This window comes from Mesorhizobium australafricanum, from assembly GCF_033977265.1.
GTDB classification, from domain to species: Bacteria; Pseudomonadota; Alphaproteobacteria; order Rhizobiales; family Rhizobiaceae; genus Mesorhizobium; species Mesorhizobium australafricanum.
Window position 1 is genome coordinate 327,118 of sequence record NZ_JAVIIT010000002.1, and the last position, 14,360, is coordinate 341,477.

Genomic DNA, 14,360 nt, shown 5'->3' on the forward strand with positions numbered 1-14,360 from the left:
TATGTGAAGACGATCTGAGAGGTCACATGGCGGCCCGGCTATCGGCCTGACCGCCATTTTTCAAAATCCATGCCGCGAAAAATTGCGGCTTCGAAAGCCGCACGCCTCAATAATAGAAGCGCTCTTCGCTGATCTTACCGTTCTTGACCGTGTAGAGGCCGACTTCGTCCATGGTGACGCGCTCGCCGGTGGATTTGGGCGTGATGTCGAACTTGAAGCGCAGGGCGAACTGGTCGCCATTGACGTAAGGACCATCGATCGAGCCGCCATGGACCTCGTGGTTCGCCTCCCACCACTCGCCCTTCTGCTTGACGGCTTCCTTGCCGTTTAAGACGGCCATCGGCCCATCCATTGCCTCATAGCTGGCGATATCGTCGGCATTGTACTTCGCGGCAGCGCTGTGGCTGTCGCCCTGCTTGAGGAGTTCCGTGAAATCCTTGGCAATCTCGGCAGTGGTCATGATTTCCTCCGGGTTGGGACCAGACATCAAGTAGGGACCGATTGTCCGCTTGCCATCGCTACGTCGCTCCGTAGGTGACAATTCGTGTCAGCATGGCGACGCCTCAATCTACAAGGGAGAATAGCACCCGCGCTCGATCGCCAGCCGCCGCACCAGCGCCAGCACGGTGTCGATGGTCGGCGTCGGCTGACCGGTGAGGCGGCCGAGCTCCTGCACCGCCGTGACCAGCGCGTCGATCTCCATCGGACGGCCGCGTTCGAGATCCTGCAGCATCGACGTCTTGTGCTCGCCGACATCGCCGGCGCCCTTGATGCGGCGGTCGACGGGGATGAGGAAGCGCACGCCGAGGCGCTCACCAGTCGCCTGCGCCTCCAGCATCATGGCGCGCGCGACGGCGCGCGTGCCTTCATCGGCAACGATGGCCGCAAGCGTGGCGCCGGTCAGTGCCGAGATCGGGTTGAAGGAAAGATTGCCCCAGAGTTTTACCCAGATCTCCGAACGGATATCCTCGCGCACCGGCGCCTGCAGCCCGCCCTTGACCATTTCGCGGGCAAGCGCTGTCACCCGCTCGCTCTTCTCGCCCGAAGGTTCGCCCAGCGAAAAGCGCGTGCCCTCGACATGGCGGATCAGACCGGGCGCATCGACCTCGACGGCCGGATAGACGACGGAGCCGATGACGCGCTCCGGCCCGATACGCTGCCAGATCGTTCCACCCGGATCGACCGCAGCGAGCCGCGTGCCTTCGAGCGCGCCGCCCGCCTTGTGGAAATACCACCAGGGCACGCCGTTCTGCATGGTGACGACGGCGGTCCCCTCGCCCAGCAGCGGCGCGATCTCGCCGAGCGCCGGCGCCAGCGAATGCGCCTTCAGCGCCAGCACGACATAGTCCTGCACGCCAAGTTCCTCGGCGCGTGCCGCCGCCTTGACGCGCGCGACCGTCTCCTTGCCGTCCTCGATCAGGCGAAGTCCATCGGCCTTGATCGCCTCCAGATGCGCGCCGCGCGCCACGATCGACAGATCGACAGAGCCGGCGATCGCCAGCTTGGCGGCAAGATAGCCGCCGATGGCGCCGGCGCCGAAGACTGTAATGCGCATCAGCCGAGCCCGAGCTTGGCCGAAAGCCCGATGCGCTGCAGCTTGCCCGTCGCGCCCTTCGGAATCTCGTCGAGGATCAGCACCTTGCGCGGCACCTTGAAATCGGCGAGCCGCGTCGCGGCAAAGCCGCGGATGTCGGCCTCGCTGGCGCTCTGGCCCTCGCGCAGCACGACGGCCACTGCCACCTCTTCGCCGAGCTTATCATGCGGCATGGCGAAGGTGACGACCTGGGCCACCGCCGGGTGATCCATCAGCACGCCGTCGACCTCGAGCGGCGAGATCTTCTCGCCGCCGCGGTTGATGATCTCCTTCAGCCGGCCGGTGACGCGCAGGTAGCTATCTTCGTCGAGCACGCCCTGGTCGCCGGTGTGGAACCAGCCATGGGCGAAGGCACTGGCATTGGCGTCCGGGTTCTTCTCATAGCCGGCGGTGACGTTCGGGCCGCGAATGACGATCTCGCCGATCTCACCAGGTTTCAGCAACCGCCCGTCCGGCGCCATGACGGCCACTTCCGGTCCCGCCGATGCGCCGACGCTGCCGGGCTTGCGCTGGCCCGGCGGCAAACGGTTCGACGCCATCTGATGCGCGGCTTCCGTCATGCCATAGGATTCGATCACCGGACAGCCGAAGGTCGCCTCGAGCTCGGCCATGACCTGTGCTGGGAGCGACGCCGACGACGAGCGGACGAAGCGCAGCTTCGCCTCGGCAAGCTGCTCGGGATTGCGGGCGGCGCGCGGCAGGATGGCCTGGTGCATGGTGGGCACCGCCGTGTACCAGCTGGGCTTCGCCTCGCTCAGCCACTGGAAGAAACGCAGCGCGTTGAAGCCCGGCGTGCAGAAAACGCTGCCGCCGGCAGCGAGCGAGGACAGCACTGCGGCGATCAGCCCATGGATATGGAACAGCGGCATGATGTTGAGGCAGCGATCCGACGCCGTCAGGCCGAGCGTCGCGCCGATATGCGCTGCCGACGCCGCAAGATTGGCGTGGCTGAGCGGCACCAGTTTTGGGCGCGACGTGGTGCCGGATGTGTGCAGAAGGAGCGCGGTATCACCATCCTCGGCCAATCCCGATGAAACGGGCGAGCCGACCGGACCACCTTCGATCGTGAAAACACCAGACGGCGCGCCACCCGGCACCACCAGCCGCAGCACCGGGATGCCGAGGCGTTCGGCAACGTCAACCGAAGGCCCCTGCTCGTCCTTGCCGACAAGGATCGCCTTGACGCCGATGTCGCTAAGATAGAAATCGAGCTCGTCGGCCCGGTAAGCCGGATTGAGCGGCGCGGTGGACGCGGCCGCTGCCACCGCGATGAACGCTGTCGCCATCTCCGGGCCGTTCGGCAGCACGATGGCGACGCGGTCGCCACGGCCGATGCCGAGCGCGTTGAGCCGCGATACCGTCTCGCGGATCTGGCGGCGCAGTCCGCCATGCGAAAGAGCGGTCCGTTCGGGCGCGGCAATGGCCGGCGCATCTTCTGCACCAGGTGCAAGGCGATGGGCGAGATCGATGGCGTTTTCGCTGTTTGTCATGGTTCCAGACTATGTTTCGAACGATCGGCTTATGTCCAGCAATCGCCTGCTCAATATCCGAGCGCCAGCCCGTCCTTGCGCGGATCGGAGGCGCCGGTCAGCGTGCCCTTTTCCCAGTCGATCAGCACGGCCTGCCCGCCGCCAAGCGGATGAGCGGGTTCAACCACCTGGTGGCCACGCCGGCGCAGGCCTTCGATCGTCTCAGCGCGCACGCTTCGCTCGGCCTCGACGACATCGTGATTGTAGAAGACGCGCGCCGCGTCGATCGCCTGCTGCGGGTCCATGCCGAAGTCGACCATGTTGGTCAAAAGATGCACATGGCCAAACGGCTGGTAGCCGCCGCCCATGACGCCGAAGGGCATGACGGCGCGGCCGTTCCTCGTCATCATGCCCGGCATGATCGTGTGCATCGGCCGCTTGGCCGGCGCGATGGCGTTCGGATGCTTCGGATCGAGGCGGAAGCTCGAGCCGCGGTTCTGCAGCACGACCCCGGTCTTCGGGCCGACAACGCCGCTGCCGAAGGAATAATAGGTCGAGTTGATGAAGCTCACCGCGTTGCGGTCGCGGTCGACGACGCTGATATAGACCGTGTCGCTGCCGGGCAAATCGAGGCGCGGCAGATCGGTCATGGCGCGCCCGGGATCGATCGCGGCGCGCAGCCGGTCGGCATAGGCGGTGGAAAGCAGCGCCTTCACTGGAACATCGACATGGTCCTGGTCGCCGAAGAAAGCGTCGCGGTCCTGATAGGCCAGCCGGCCCGCCTCGATCTCGAGGTGCAGACGCTCGGCACCGTCGGGATCGAGCTTGCCCAGTTCGAAGCCTGACAGCACATTCAGCATCAGAAGCGCGGTCAGGCCCTGGTTGTTGGGCGGCATCTGGTGGATGTCGTAACCGCGATAGGACGTGCTGACCGCGGTCCGGTAATCGCCCTTGGTGGCGACGAAATCGTCGAGCGTGTGCAGGCCGCCAAGCGCACGAAGCCGACCGACGATGTCTTCAGCCACCGCGCCTTCATAGAAACCAGCTCGGCCTTTCTTGGCGATGACGCGCAAGGTCTCCGCGAGTTCCGGCTGGCGGTGGATGTCGCCCGCTTTCGGCGGCTTGCCGCCCGGCAGGAAGATGCGCGTTGCCACCTCGTCGGCCGACAGGTCGGTCTCCGGATCCTCCCAGTCGAAGGCGACACGGTCATGCACGACATAGCCGTCTTGCGCATAGCGGATGGCCGGAGCGAATGCGTCTTCTATACCCTTGCGGCCGTGATCCTCCAGCAGCCGGCACCAGGCGTCGACGGCACCGGGAACCGTGACCGCGTGCGGCCCCTGTTTCGGCAATTCGCTGAACCCCTTGTCCAGATACCAGTCGACCGTCGCGGCCCTGGGCGCGCGGCCGGAGCCGTTGAAGGCAAGCACGTTCCCATCACCCTTCGGGCAATAGAGGACAAAGCAGTCGCCGCCGATGCCGGTCGATTGCGGCTCGACCACCGCCTGCACGGCTGCCGCGCAGACCGCGGCGTCCATGGCGTTGCCGCCGGAGCGCAGCATGTCGATGGCGGCTAAGGTGGCGAGCGGATGCGAGGTCGCGGCCATCGCCTCGGTGGCGCGGACCGGCGAGCGGCCTGGGAACTGGAAGTCACGCATGCGGGTTTTGGTATCCTCAATCAACGTCCGCGGCCGAAAAGCTGGGCGGCGGACAACAAGACGATCGATAGCACGATCAGGCAAGTCGAGATGGCGGCGATCGTCGGGTCGATCTGGTCGCGCAGCGCATTGAACATGCGGCGCGTCAGCGTCGTGGTCTCGCCGCCGGAGATGAACAGCGACACCACCACCTCGTCGAAGGAGGTGATGAAGGACGTCACACTGGCCGGCGAGCGTGCCCGCGCGCATGTGCGCGGCTCGCGCGAGAACATCCTGCGGCTGCTGCAGGCCAAATCCGACTATCAGGGATTCTTTGCCAAGGCGTCCTGAACCAATGCTATCGTATCAGTTGGAAAGCATGGGACAGTTGGCGCCACGGCGCAGGCCGATATGCGCCACGTCGCCGACGCTGAATTGAGAACCGTCGGCGCGGCGCGGGGCATCGATGACGATCGAAATCCCCTGCCCGAGCTCGGCGTGAAGGCGCAACGTGCGGCCATGGAAGACGACGCCGCTCACCCGCGCCGGCGCTGTTCCTTCGGCGGCTTCGCCGGCAGCCAGAAGATCTTCCGGGCGCACGCCGATGGTGCGCATGTCGCCGGCGGCCGGCGCCTCGCCATTGTCCGAAACCGCCTCCAATGGCAGCTCGCCGGCGGCAAAACGCAGGCGCTCGCCATCACGGCCGACAAAGCGCGACTGCAGGAGGTTCATCGTGCCGATGAAGGAGGCGACGAAGCGCGTTGCGGGCCGGTCGTAAAGTGTTGCCGGCGGCGCGATCTGCTCGATGCGGCCCTTGTTCATGACGACGATGCGGTCGGAGATCGACAGCGCCTCGGTCTGGTCGTGGGTGACCATGACGAAGGTCGTGCCGAGCCGCGCCTGCAGCCGCTTCAGCTCGATCTGCATCTGCTCGCGCAGATGCGCGTCGAGCGCCGACAGCGGCTCGTCGAGCAACAGAACGCGCGGTTCGCAGACGATGGCGCGGGCAAGCGCGACGCGTTGGCGCTGGCCGCCGGAAAGCTCGGAGACGCGGGCGCGCAGCTTGTCGGCGAGCCCGACCATGTCGAGCGCCTCGCGGACCCGTTTGGCCTGCTCGGCACTGGCGAGTTTGCGCAGCGACAGGCCGAAGCCGACATTGGCCGCGACATCCATATGCGGGAACAGCGCATAGTCCTGGAAGACGGTGTTGACGGGACGGTCGAAGGGCCTCAGGCCGGTGATGTCGCGGCCTTCGAGCAGCACATTGCCGCTGGTCGGGCTCTCGAAGCCGGCGATGGCGCGCAGGCTCGTCGTCTTGCCGCAGCCGGAGGGACCGAGCAGGGTCAGGAACTCGCCGGGCGCGATATCGAGGTCAACGCTATCAAGACCAACAATGCCACCGGGGAAGACTTTCGAGACTTTCTCGAGCCGAACCAATGGTTCTCGCAATTGCGGACGGAAAACCGCTTCACACTTTTCCTGGAATTGCTCTGAGGCATCAGGCGCCATCGCGCACCTCGGATGGCTTGGTGGTGTTGACCCACAGAACCTGGCAGCGCTCGGCGCCGGGGTTGCGGAAGGCATGCAGCAGCGTGCTTTTGAAGGCGAAGCTGTCGCCGGCTTTCAGAACATAAGTCGTGGCGTCGACCACCAGCTCGACCTCGCCGGTCATGACGAAGCCGAATTCGTGGCCGGCATGGGCATAGGCTTCCGCCGTGCCGCCGCCGGCCTCGACCGTGACCAGCATGCCGGTAAGCGTCGCCGCGGGCGGCGACAGCAGCGCCTTGGCGATGCCTTCGGATTTCACCGGGATAGAGCGGCGTTTGTCGGCGCGCACGCAATAGAGGTCGTTGACCGCCTCGTTGCCGTCGGTGATCAGCGCCGAAGGCTCGATGTCCAACGCCGCTGCCAGCGGCCAGATGACCTTGACGCGCAGCGAGGACATGCCGCGCTCGATCTGGCTGAGCGCGCCGATGGAGATGCCAGCCTTGGCCGCAAGATCGGCCAGCGACAGGTTACGTTCGAGCCTGAGCGCCCGCACGCGCCGGCCGACGCGCACATCGGCATCGTCCTTCGGTTTGTCGGCTGCTTCGTCAAGAACATCCATGCATTCGTCCTCGTTGTCTTTCCACCGGTGCGGCGCAGCGCCGCCAGGCTCCCCCTTCTCCCCTTGTGGGAGAAGGTGGATCGGCGCGTAGCGACGAGACGGATGAGGGGTGTTCCAGCGGAGTGAGACGTCGGCTTTCCCTGGAGCACCCCTCATCCGGCCACTTCGCGGCCACCTTCTCCCACAAGGGGAGAAGGGGCGTCTCAGCTCAGCCGCCTGCTTTCACCTTTTCGAACATCTTCGCCACATCGTCGTTCTGCTTCATCGGGCCGGTGAAGATGGTGCTCTTCAGCATCACGTCCGGATCCGCCGGCAGCTGCAGCTTCTCAAGCTCGTCCTTCGACACGCCGGCAAAGGCGGTCGAGAGCGAGCTGCCATAGCCATAGGACTGGATCAGGAACTTGCCCGAGTCGGCGTCGAGCCGGCTGTTGATGAAGTCATAGGCGAGATCGACGTTCTTGGCGTCCTTCAGCATGACGAAGCCGCAGGCCCACGTCAGCATGCCTTCCTTCGGCTTCATGAACTCGACTGGCACGCCCTGCTTCTTGAGCGAGGTAGCCGACGCATTCCAGGTCATGGCGGCGACCAGCTGGCCGCTCGCCAGCGCCTGCTCGACCGAGGTCATGTCGGTGGTGTAGCTCGACAGAAGCGGCCGCTGCTCGCGCAGCTTTTGCGCCACCTTGTCCATCTGGTCCGGCGTCATATCGAAGGGGTTCACGCCTGCCAGGAGGGCCGCGACGATCGGCGTGTCGTGGACGGCGTCGATGGTGGCCATGCGGCCGGCATATTGCTTGTCCCACAAAAGGTTCCAGCTCGCCTCGGGGTTCTTCACCAGATCGGTGCGGTAGAGGATCGAGGTGTTGCCCCAGTCCCACGGCACCATCCAGACCTTGCCGTCGCCGGCCTGCAGGTCGGGCAGGTTCTTGAACACCGGGAAGATCGAATCCCAGTTCTTGATGCGCTTGGTGTCGATCGGCTGCAGCAGGCCTTCCTTGTTCCAGCGCGCCACCTTGTCGTAGCAGGGATGCGCGATGTCGGGCCGGAAGCCGGCCTTGACCTTGGTGAAGGCGTCGTCGTCGTCGCCGAAGATCGTCGCCTCGACGCCATCGGGATGCGCGGCAAGGAAGCTCTTGTTGAAGTCGGGCAATTCATAGCCAGACCATGTGAAATATTGCAGCTTGTCGGCGGCAAGAGCGACCGTCGACGACAGCGCTAGGGCGAGAGCAGCAAGGCCCGCCCGTGCCTTGTGTCCGGTAATCGAATTCAGGTGTACAGTCATTTTCGTTCTCCTCTTCTTTGTTGTGGTTCAGGCTGGATTGCGGCGCGCGGCGCCGAGACCGCGATGGCGCAGGATTTCGGCGGTGCCGGCGATGATGAAGGAGGCAGTGAGGATCACCGTTCCCAGCGCCATCACGGTCGGCAGCGAGCGCGGGAAGCGCAGCTGGCTCCAGATGTAGAGCGGCAGCGTCGGCTCGGTGCCGGCGAGGAAGAAGACGACGATGAACTCGTCGAAGGAAATCAGGAAAGAGAGCATGAAGGCCGAGAGCACTGCCGGCGCACTCAGCGGCAGCATGATGCGCCGGAATGTCGTCCAGTCGGAGGCGCCGAGATCGAGCGCCGCCTCGCGGATGGTCTTCGGGATAGCGGCGAAGCGGCTGCGCATCACCACCACCGTCGTCGGCAGCGCGACGAGGATATGGCCGAGCACGATCGAAACGCGCGACGGGCCGAGGCCGATGAGGTTGACCAGGATCAAGAGCGAAATGCCGACGATGACGCCGGGGATCAGGATCGGCAGGCGGGCGATGGCGCTGATGGCGGCGGCGAGCGGCGAGCGGCCATAGAGGTCCATGTAGGAGACAGTGATGCCGCAGAGCGTCGCGCCGAAGGCGGCGATGACGCCGATGACCAGGCTGTTGGCTAAAGCGCCGGAGAGCGCCGGATTGCCGTAGAGCGTCCGATACCAATCGAGCGTGAAACCTTGCAGCGGAAACGCCGCCTGGATGGAGTTGTTGAAGGAAAACAGCGGGATCAAAAGGACCGGCAGATAGAGGAAGACGAGATAACCAAGCACATAGAGGCCGAGCCAGCGGCCGCCTGCATTGACGTCGGTTCGCGCGCTCATGTGCGGCTGCCAAACCGGCGGTCGGCGCCGCGCGCCACCAGGACGACGCATAGGATGACCAGCATGACGCAGACCGAGAGTGCGGCGCCGAACGGCCAGTCATTGGCCTTGCCGAACTGCGACTGGATAAGCGTGCCGATCATGGTGCTGGCCGGACCGCCGACCATGGCGGGGGTGACATAGTCGCCGACCGTCGGCACGAAGACGACGAGCGCCGCCGCCAGCACGCCGGGCATGGAATTGGGCAGCACGACCCGGCGGAAGCTGGTGAAGGGCCGCGCACCGAGATCGGAAGCGGCTTCGAGCAGCGATTTCGGAATCGTGTCCAGCGCCACATAGATCGGCAGGATGGCGAAAGGCGCGTAGGCGTGGGCGAGCGTGACGACCACCGCGGCCGGCGTGTTGAGGAAGGCAAGCGTCGGCTGCGACCAGAGGCCGGTCTCGATGAAAGCCGAATTCAGCACGCCATTATAGGCAAGCACGATCTTCCAGGCGAAGACGCGCAAGAGATAGCTGGTCCAGAACGGCAGCGTGACCAGGAAAAGCAGCAGGTTGCGGCGGCGGCCGGCATGGAACGCGAGATAGTAGGCGACCGGATATGCAGTAGCGACGGTGGCAAGCGTCACCAGGCCGGCAATGACCAGCGAGCGCAGCGTCACCGTCCAGTAGAGCGGGTCGGTGGCCACGGTGACGAAGTTCTCCGCCGTCAGGCCAATGCCGAGCAGCGAGCCGTCATTGCCCCTGAACGCAAGGAAGACCACCAGGCCGAGCGCGAACAGGATGAGGAAGAATGTGACCAGCCCGCCCGGCAGCAGCATGGCAAAGCGGAACACCGGCGAGATGCGGTTTTCCGGCAAGGGCCGTGTTGCAGCGATGGTCGACATTTTATTCGCCTGTTTAGGGGCTGCCCATCGGATTTCTGAAATCGAATATTGTTTTTTCATATTCATGAAACTGTCAAGCAGAATCGCTTGTGCGCTGCACGCGTTCGGCGTCAGCGCTCGAACGCGTCGAGCATGCGGTACCAGGCGATCGCCGCGGCAACGCCGACCTGGCGGAAAGCGTGGAATGGGATCGGCTTGATCGGCGATAGCGGGAACGGCAATTGCCTGGCATCGCGGCTCGCCAGGTAGCTCGCCATGCGCTTGCCCAGCGCGCTCATCAGGCCGACGCCTCTGCCCTGGCAGCCGACGACGGCAAGCAGGCCTTTTTCCGGCTCGTGCAGATGCGGCAGGTGATCCGGTGTCAGCGCCACGCGGCCGAACCAGCGCTTTTCGATGGCGATACCTGCGAGCGCCGGATAGAGGCGCAGCAGCGCGCGTTCGCAATGCGCCCAGTCCGCGGCAGTTGAAGGCAGCGCCATGCGGCCGCGGCCGCCCAGCACCATGCGGCCGTCAGGGCTCTTGCGGTAATAGACCAAGATGCGGCGGGAATCGGAAACGGCTTGCCCGCCCGGCAGGATGCTTGCGGCAAGCTCGGCCGGCAGCGGCGCAGTGGCAATCTGGAAGGAATGCAGCGGCACGATTGTCTGGGCGAGGCCGGGCAACAACCCGTCCGTATAGGCGTTGGTGGCGAGCACGACCGACTTGGCCCGCAATTCGGCACCGCTTTGCGTCGAAACCCGCCAGACACCGGCCTCCTTGCGGAGCTTCACCACCTTCTGCTGCTCGGCAATGCTGGCGCCGGCAGCCGAGGCGACGCGGGCCAGTTCGAGCGTGTAGGACAGCGGATCGATGACGCCGGCGCGGCGGTCGAGCCAGCCGCCGAGATATCCCCTGGCGCCGGTCATCGCAGCGACCTCTGCCTGGTCGAGCAGTTCGACGTCGGCGCCGCGCGAGCGCCATTGCCGGTCGCGGTTGGCGGCCGCCTTCAGGGCCGTCTCCGTGTGCGCGGCCTGGATCCAGCCATTGCGCGTGAACGGCACGGCCAGCTTCTCGTCGCGGATTACGTCGAACACCGCATCGGCCGTCGAGGCGGCGAACGCGACCAGGGCGGCGCCGCGCTCCTTGCCGAAATGCTCGATCAGCCATTCAGGATCGTATTTGAGGCCGGGAATGACCTGGCCGCCATTGAGGCCCGATGCACCCTGCCCGATCGCGCCGGCGTCCAGCACCTGAATTGAGAGGCCGGCACGCGCCGCATGCAGGGCGGTCGACAGCCCCATGATGCCGCCGCCGACGACGACCGCGTCGACCGGGCCGCCGCCCGCAACGAGCGGCCGAGAGGCGAAAGCGGCATACGGCTTCTGCCAAGTCGGATCGGAAAATGCAGCGGACAAGACTTCACTCGGCATGCTTGGAAATGAAAATTCTAGAGAAGATTTCATTTTTTTGAAAGACGATTTCGCCTGCATCACAGATTGGCCCAATGGTTTACCTCGGCGGTCCACGAACTTGCCTTTCCGCACCCCAAAGCGGGTAGACCCATGGCCGGGATTTGTAGAAAGGTGCCGCATTGCTGACGCAGCCGGTCGTCTTCGGCCGCGACGGGGGTTGGACTATCCAAACCTATTGGCTGGGGCGCCCCGAACACCCGGACGAATAGCAAACAGGCCGCCCTCTTGCGGATTCGCCTGAAGATGATCCGCACTCATGGTAAATCGGGCTGAAGTTACAAACAGAACGTCAAAATTCTCGCCACCGAAGGCACAGCTCGTTGGCCAGCTGCAGGGCAGCTCCGCAATGCGGTCAAGCCTGCCGTCGGGTGCGATGCGGACAAGGCAGCTTCCTCCCACCACACGGCAGTTCCAGACATGGCCCTCGGCGTCCGGGCAGGAACCGTCCGGCAGGCCGCGCCCGAAATCGACGAAGAAGGGCAGCGGTTCGCGAAGCCGCGACGAAATCTTGTCCCAGGCATAGCTGTAAAGCGCGTTCTTCGTCGTATCGGCAGTGATGAAGCGGCCATCAGCTGTCCACACCATCGTGTTGGTGATGCCGAACCGGTCTTCGCTCAGGCTCGTCACTTCGCCGTCCGGACCGATCCGATAGAGCCGGCCCTCATCCCGCGCAATGGCGATCGGCGCGTCGTCCGGTCCAATATTGTTGGTCATTGTGCCGGCCCAGAACGAACCGTCCGGAGCCACGGCGCCTTCGTTGAGCCGCGTCCCTGGCCGATCCGGCTCGATCGTCGCGATCGTTCGGAATGGTCCTTCGAAATCCCACAAGGCGACCTCCTTTCGCAAGCCGACGATCGCGCCGCCGTCCTTGCGCAGACCGACCGAGGTGACCAGGTCCGGCGTTGGCCAGCTTTCATGGTTTCCGGTCAGCGGGTCGAGCCTATGGATCCGGCGGCCGATGATGTCGACCCAGACCAGCCTGCCGCGGCGGTCGTCCCAGACCATGCTCTCCCCGACAACGTCGCGCGCGTCGAAGGCCAGGTCAGCTTGCGTGTTGCTCATGAGGTTCCTCCAGTCAAGCTATCCACAAATCATCTTGACATATATCTTCCTGCTGAAATATGAGCAATTACATACGAACTTGTCATACAGGTTTTGCGAGAGCGAGATGCAGAATCGGACGGACACAGCGGGTGAGCCGAGCCCCGGCCTGGTGAGCGCGGCGATCCAGGCGATTACTCAGCATATCCGCCACGAGGGTCTGGCGCCGGGAGATGCGCTGCCCAGCGAAGCCGCTATGACGCGCCAGCTCAACGTCTCCCGCACCGTGGTGCGCGAAGCCTTCCGCTCGCTTTCAGCCATGCGTCTGATCGACATGAGCGCCGGGCGCCGCGCCACGGTCGCCAAGCTGGACACCGGCGCCATGTCGATGGTCATCGAGCATGGCATCACCACCCAGCAGATCAGTGTCCATCAGGTCTATGACGTCAGGCGCACGATCGAGATGCGCACCGTGGCGCTCGCGGCATTGCGGCGCACCGATGCGGAAGCCGCCGCGATCGCCAGCTCGGCAAGACTGATGCGCGAAAGCTTCAAGAACCCTGAAACCGTCATGGAGCATGACATCGCTTTCCACGAGGCGATCGCGGCGGCCTCGCACAACCCGGTCTTCTCGCTGATCGTCACCGCCTTCAGCGGGGTCACGCGGCGTACCTGGGTGATCGGCTGGCGAACCCGTTCGTCCGACGAAGACCAGCTCAAGATGATCAAGGGGCACGAGGACATAGCCGAAGCGATCCTCAAGGGCGATCCGCGGCTCGCCGCCGAGCATATGGCGCAACATTTCGACAAGAGCGTCAAAGCGCTTCTCGACGCTGGAATTGCCTGACATGAAGATCACTGCAATCGAAACCATCCGTATCGAGGAACGGCCCAACCTGCTTTGGGTCGAGGTCCGCACAGATGAAGGCATCACCGGGCTCGGTGAGACTTTCTTCCTGTCGCGTACCGTCGAGGAATACCTGCACGAATATGTCGCGCCACGCGTTATCGGCCGCGATCCGCTGCAGATCGATCTCCTGGCCGCCGATCTGGTCGGCTATCTCGGCTTCCGCTCCAGCGGCGCTGAGGTGCGCGGCAACTCCGCCTTCGACATCGCGCTATGGGACATTTTCGGCAAGACTACCGGTCAGCCGGTCGCACAGCTGCTCGGCGGCTTCAGCCGCCAGTCGATCCGCACCTACAACACCTGCGCCGGCACCGAATACATCAAGGACGCCAAAGGCCAGACGACGGCCAATTACGGCATCGGCGCACGGCGGGACTATGACGACTTGAATGGCTTCCTCACCCGCGCCGGTGAACTAGCCGAGGAACTGTTGGAGGACGGCATCACGGCCATGAAGATCTGGCCGTTCGACCATGCAGCGGAAAAGACGCGCGGCAACGACATTTCGCCAGCCGACCTGAAGGCTGCGCTCGAGCCTTTTGAAAAGATTCGCAAAGCCGTCGGCGACAAGATGGATGTCATGGTCGAGTTCCATTCGATGTGGCAGCTCCTGCCGGCGATCAAGATCGCCGAAGCGCTGAGGCCCTTCGCCACCTACTGGCACGAGGATCCAATCCGCATGGACAGCCTCGGCGATTTGAAGCGCTACGCCGCGGTCAGCCCCGCGCCAATCTCGGCATCGGAGACGCTTGGCAGCCGCTGGGCCTTCCGCGACCTTTTGGAAACCGGGGCGGCCGGCATCGTCATGCTCGATATCTCCTGGTGCGGCGGCCTGTCGGAGGCGCGCAAGATCGCCTCGATGGCCGAGGCCTGGCGGCTGCCGGTCGCCCCACATGACTGCACCGGTCCAGTCGTTCTTGCCGCGTCCACCCATCTGTCGCTCAACGCGCCCAACGCGCTCGTCCAGGAAAGCGTACGCGCCTTCTACCGTACCTGGTACCGCGACCTGGTAACCGCGCTGCCGGAAGTGAAGAACGGCATGATCACCGTGCCGCCTGGACCTGGACTCGGGCTGGCGCTCAACCCCGATCTTGGCAAGGCCTACACCGTCCACCGCCGCGTCAGCGACAAGGCGGACATCTGAG

The 14,360-nt window shown here is 64.6% G+C and carries 14 protein-coding genes and 1 pseudogene; 3 read left to right on the plus strand and 12 right to left on the minus strand.

Translation table 11 applies throughout. From position 1 onward, the window contains the following. Positions 1-106 precede the first annotated feature (106 nt). The 5 genes and pseudogenes from RFM98_RS05060 to RFM98_RS05080 form a co-directional block, all read right to left on the minus strand. Positions 107-460, minus strand: a complete 354-nt coding sequence (locus RFM98_RS05060; RefSeq protein WP_320307804.1) for a SnoaL-like domain-containing protein — start codon at positions 458-460, stop codon at positions 107-109. 108 nt (positions 461-568) lie between these two features. Further along, complete coding sequence (locus tag RFM98_RS05065; RefSeq protein ID WP_320307805.1) at positions 569-1,555, minus strand: 2-dehydropantoate 2-reductase; 987 nt, start codon at positions 1,553-1,555, stop codon at positions 569-571. Then, positions 1,555-3,084, minus strand: a complete 1,530-nt coding sequence (locus RFM98_RS05070; RefSeq protein WP_320307806.1) for an acyl--CoA ligase — start codon at positions 3,082-3,084, stop codon at positions 1,555-1,557. Before RFM98_RS05070 ends, RFM98_RS05065 begins: the two co-directional genes overlap by 1 nt. A gap of 50 nt (positions 3,085-3,134) precedes the next feature. Further along, positions 3,135-4,721 (minus strand): gamma-glutamyltransferase, encoded by a 1,587-nt coding sequence (gene ggt, locus RFM98_RS05075; protein ID WP_320307807.1) that lies wholly within the window; start codon positions 4,719-4,721, stop codon positions 3,135-3,137. A gap of 20 nt (positions 4,722-4,741) precedes the next feature. Continuing rightward, positions 4,742-4,936, minus strand: a pseudogene (locus RFM98_RS05080) (ABC transporter permease); the annotation flags it as partial. On the opposite strand from RFM98_RS05080, the gene RFM98_RS05085 reads away from it, so the two are divergent. Beyond that, positions 4,929-5,051 (plus strand): hypothetical protein, encoded by a 123-nt coding sequence (locus tag RFM98_RS05085; RefSeq protein ID WP_320308155.1) that lies wholly within the window; start codon positions 4,929-4,931, stop codon positions 5,049-5,051. The pseudogene RFM98_RS05080 and the gene RFM98_RS05085 sit on opposite strands and share 8 nt — an antisense overlap. Before the next feature lie 15 nt (positions 5,052-5,066). Here the strand turns inward: RFM98_RS05085 and RFM98_RS05090 are convergent, their stop codons facing one another. From RFM98_RS05090 to RFM98_RS05120, 7 genes are all read right to left on the minus strand, one after another. Then, the gene (locus tag RFM98_RS05090) at positions 5,067-6,137 is read right to left on the minus strand and encodes an ABC transporter ATP-binding protein (protein ID WP_320307808.1); all 1,071 of its coding nucleotides are present in this window, start codon (positions 6,135-6,137) and stop codon (positions 5,067-5,069) included. A 61-nt stretch (positions 6,138-6,198) separates the two neighbouring features. Then, on the minus strand, positions 6,199-6,807 hold the full coding sequence (locus RFM98_RS05095) for a cupin domain-containing protein (protein WP_320307809.1): 609 nt from the start codon (positions 6,805-6,807) through the stop codon (positions 6,199-6,201). Positions 6,808-7,015: 208 nt separating this feature from the next. Next, complete coding sequence (locus RFM98_RS05100; protein ID WP_320307810.1) at positions 7,016-8,086, minus strand: ABC transporter substrate-binding protein; 1,071 nt, start codon at positions 8,084-8,086, stop codon at positions 7,016-7,018. A gap of 27 nt (positions 8,087-8,113) precedes the next feature. Then, entirely contained in the window at positions 8,114-8,932 is an 819-nt protein-coding gene (locus RFM98_RS05105) for an ABC transporter permease (protein WP_320307811.1), read from the minus strand. Beyond that, on the minus strand, positions 8,929-9,816 hold the full coding sequence (locus RFM98_RS05110; RefSeq protein ID WP_320307812.1) for an ABC transporter permease: 888 nt from the start codon (positions 9,814-9,816) through the stop codon (positions 8,929-8,931). Before RFM98_RS05110 ends, RFM98_RS05105 begins: the two co-directional genes overlap by 4 nt. 110 nt (positions 9,817-9,926) lie before the next feature. Then, positions 9,927-11,210 (minus strand): NAD(P)/FAD-dependent oxidoreductase, encoded by a 1,284-nt coding sequence (locus RFM98_RS05115; protein ID WP_320307813.1) that lies wholly within the window; start codon positions 11,208-11,210, stop codon positions 9,927-9,929. A 219-nt stretch (positions 11,211-11,429) separates the two neighbouring features. Continuing rightward, a complete protein-coding gene (locus RFM98_RS05120; RefSeq protein ID WP_320307814.1) occupies positions 11,430-12,329 on the minus strand; it encodes an SMP-30/gluconolactonase/LRE family protein in 900 nt (299 codons plus the stop codon). A gap of 106 nt (positions 12,330-12,435) precedes the next feature. Here RFM98_RS05120 and RFM98_RS05125 point away from each other — a divergent pair, with 106 nt between their 5' ends. Both RFM98_RS05125 and RFM98_RS05130 read left to right on the plus strand, forming a co-directional pair. Next, positions 12,436-13,155 (plus strand): FadR/GntR family transcriptional regulator, encoded by a 720-nt coding sequence (locus RFM98_RS05125; RefSeq protein WP_320307815.1) that lies wholly within the window; start codon positions 12,436-12,438, stop codon positions 13,153-13,155. Between the two features lies 1 nt (position 13,156). Then, complete coding sequence (locus tag RFM98_RS05130) at positions 13,157-14,359, plus strand: mandelate racemase/muconate lactonizing enzyme family protein (RefSeq protein ID WP_320307816.1); 1,203 nt, start codon at positions 13,157-13,159, stop codon at positions 14,357-14,359. The last annotated feature ends 1 nt before the right edge of the window (position 14,360 follow it).

Bases quoted from the DNA above. Each gene is read 5' to 3' on its own strand.
- RFM98_RS05065 (WP_320307805.1), bottom strand. From the start codon at position 1,555: ATGCGCATTACAGTCTTCGGCGCCGGCGCCATCGGCGGCTATCTTGCC.
- RFM98_RS05105 (WP_320307811.1), bottom strand. From the start codon at position 8,932: ATGAGCGCGCGAACCGACGTCAATGCAGGCGGCCGCTGGCTCGGCCTC.
- RFM98_RS05100 (WP_320307810.1), bottom strand. From the start codon at position 8,086: ATGACTGTACACCTGAATTCGATTACCGGACACAAGGCACGGGCGGGC.
- RFM98_RS05060 (WP_320307804.1), bottom strand. From the start codon at position 460: ATGACCACTGCCGAGATTGCCAAGGATTTCACGGAACTCCTCAAGCAG.
- RFM98_RS05120 (WP_320307814.1), bottom strand. From the start codon at position 12,329: ATGAGCAACACGCAAGCTGACCTGGCCTTCGACGCGCGCGACGTTGTC.
- RFM98_RS05110 (WP_320307812.1), bottom strand. From the start codon at position 9,816: ATGTCGACCATCGCTGCAACACGGCCCTTGCCGGAAAACCGCATCTCG.
- RFM98_RS05125 (WP_320307815.1), top strand. From the start codon at position 12,436: ATGCAGAATCGGACGGACACAGCGGGTGAGCCGAGCCCCGGCCTGGTG.
- RFM98_RS05070 (WP_320307806.1), bottom strand. From the start codon at position 3,084: ATGACAAACAGCGAAAACGCCATCGATCTCGCCCATCGCCTTGCACCT.
- RFM98_RS05095 (WP_320307809.1), bottom strand. From the start codon at position 6,807: ATGGATGTTCTTGACGAAGCAGCCGACAAACCGAAGGACGATGCCGAT.
- RFM98_RS05130 (WP_320307816.1), top strand. From the start codon at position 13,157: ATGAAGATCACTGCAATCGAAACCATCCGTATCGAGGAACGGCCCAAC.
- RFM98_RS05085 (WP_320308155.1), top strand. From the start codon at position 4,929: ATGAAGGACGTCACACTGGCCGGCGAGCGTGCCCGCGCGCATGTGCGC.
- ggt (WP_320307807.1), bottom strand. From the start codon at position 4,721: ATGCGTGACTTCCAGTTCCCAGGCCGCTCGCCGGTCCGCGCCACCGAG.